Raw genomic sequence first — 2,479 nt, forward strand, 5'->3', positions numbered from 1 at the left:
ATCGCTCCGGAGCAACTTTTCAAACTTACCCGGTTCCACCCCCCGACGCAAATCCATATCCCAGGACCCACACCAGCAGAAAAACCAGCCCCACCACGCTCAAGCGACCGAAAGAGTCACTGGATTCTGGTCTTGATTTTGGGGGTTTGGCCGCCCGCGGTTACCAGCTCTTCGCTGTCTCCCTCGCGGCGACTTGGAAAACATTACACCCACCCCGCCCCCACCGCAACCCGGCCGAATACGCGCAGAACACGCAGCGGAACCCTTGAGTTGCGGGGGTTTTTGGGCCGCTCCAGGCGGCCAACGGGACAACCCAGGGCCCGGATCAGTTTTATGGACCGCGTCACAGTCGGACGTCCCGGCCAGGCCGGCAGCTGTTGGCCCGTGCACCGGGAGTCCTCCCCGGCCTAACCGGCACGTCCTGGCTGCCGGCCCGGCGCCGCCGGCCGGCACCCGCAAACACGGCCTCCACAAACCACACCCACCACCACGGCCCCGAAACGTCCGCAAAGCCGCCGTGGTGAAGTTCCTCACCAAAACACCCCCGGACATTCGGCACAGAAACTCACGACACAGAAACACGCGGGACGGAAACACCTGGACCGCCGCACCCGGGCTCACCGGCCCGAACAGCCCGGCCACCGCCACCGGTCCCGGCCCGGCCTCGAGTACGCCCGGGGAACGGACACGAAGATATGGAGAGGAAGGATCTCCGCGACGGGTCCCGCGGCACCGCCGGCGCAGCTGCCGGCGCCGGTCAGTCGTTGGCACCACAGCCGCTTACGGGCACTCCGGCCGGAAGGCGCCGGCCAGGGCTGGAACGTCCACGGACGGCGGCCTTTAAACAGCCCCGGGCCCCGACGCGGAGGTCGGGGCCCGGGGCCTTGAAGGTGGTTAAATGGCCCTTCGCATTTAAGCGTGGTTCGTTTGTTTGATTCGGTAGGGGCGGTGGCCGCCGGCGGCGAGTAGGCATCGGAGTCTGTAGTTGGTGAAGTTGCGGAAGCCGCGGGCTATTCTGCGGGTGGTTTCGATGACGCCGTTGATCGCTTCGGTGGGGCCGTTTGAGGCGCCGAAGGTGTCGAAGTAGGCCAGGATCGCTGCCTTCCATTGCTTGAGGGTGCGGCCGAGCCGGGAGATCTCGGGGATCGGGCAGGCGGGGAATGAACCGATGACTTCGGTGACGAGTTCCCTGCCCCGGGCCGGGCTGGCGTGGTAGATGTGGCGGAGCTTCTGGTAGCACTGCCAGGCCAGGGTGACTTCGTGGTCCGGGTCCCCGAGAGCGAGTTTCGCATCGAGCCGGGCGGATTGTTTGTCCGTGAGGTGTTCGGCGCCGATCTGCAGGGTCCGGCGGATGCCGAAGAGCGGGTCGCCCTTGCGGCCGCGGTGCCCGAGGGTGTCCTGCTGGACCCGGCGGCGAACCTCATCGACCATGGCTGATCCGAGTTTCACGACGTGGAACGCGTCCAGCACGGTGATGGCTTCGGGCAGTTCATCGCGGATCGCGTTGGCGTAACCGCGGAACGGATCCAGCGCCGCGGTTTTGATGCCTGCCGTGAATTCCTCTCCGCGGTCTTTGAGCCAGTCGGCGTAGGCCCTCCCGGACCGGCCCGGCACGAGGTCCAGCAACCTGGCGTGGACCACACCGTGGGCATCGCGGGTGTGATCCACGATCCCGGTGACCATGCCAGTGCCGGGCGGGCCGGTGTGGGACCAGACATGCTCATCGACGCCAAGGGCGTCCACTCCTGTCAGCCGGCCGGCCGCTGCGATCCGCCGGGCGGCCTCGGCCTTGATGGCGTCCCAGGCGGTGTGCCAGGAGACGCCGAGCTGGTGGGCCAGGGGGGAGACCGAGGTGTCGAAACGCTGCAGCCCGTCGGTCGCCCAGGTCACGGCCCTGGCGGTGAGTTTTGCCCGGGGCCCGGCCAACTCGTGCTCTTCGGTGAACGTTGTTCTCGGGCAGCCAGGGTCCGGGCAGCGCCAGACACGCTTGGCCCAGAGCAGCCGCACCGGACGGCCGAAACACGGGGTGTCATGGAGCCGGACCGGCCGGCGGCCGTGCCCGATCGCGACGACGCCGCAGTCCGGACAGCCGCTGGCAGTTTCGGCTGTCTCGACGTGCAGAACCAGGCCGGTCCCGGCCACGGTGACAGAGCAGACGTGGATACCTTCGACACCAAGAAGCGCGTCGGCCCGCTCGCACCAGCGACCGCCCGGGCAGGAAGTAGCATTGGGCATATCAGGGTCTCTTTGTTATTTGGAAGCTTGGTCGCTACCAATTCAAAGAGGCCCTGACCTCCCTCCTCCCGCACCACGCCGCAGCGGCATCAGAACACACCCATGCCTTGGCGTCAGTCCGCCCTAACCACGCTCATCTGCGAAGAGCCGGTTAAATGCGGGAGAGCCCCAACCGTGTGGTTGGGGCTCTCGACCTAATGGTTGTCCGGCGGTGACCTACTCTCCCACACCCTCCCGGGTGCAG

General features: G+C 66.9%; 1 protein-coding gene. It reads right to left on the bottom strand.

Annotated elements, in window-relative coordinates:
• Nucleotides 1–912 precede the first annotated feature (912 nt).
• Nucleotides 913–2,235 (bottom strand): ISL3 family transposase, encoded by a 1,323-nt coding sequence (locus ACFTSA_RS24325; protein WP_377954681.1) that lies wholly within the window; start codon nucleotides 2,233–2,235, stop codon nucleotides 913–915.
• Nucleotides 2,236–2,479: the final 244 nt, after the last annotated feature.

Source organism: Arthrobacter sp. NPDC057013 (genome assembly GCF_042674585.1).
Taxonomy (GTDB): Bacteria; Actinomycetota; Actinomycetes; order Actinomycetales; family Micrococcaceae; genus Arthrobacter.

Excerpts from the sequence above, each read along its gene's own strand:
- ACFTSA_RS24325 (WP_377954681.1), bottom strand. The coding sequence starts at position 2,235 with ATGCCCAATGCTACTTCCTGCCCGGGCGGTCGCTGGTGCGAGCGGGCC.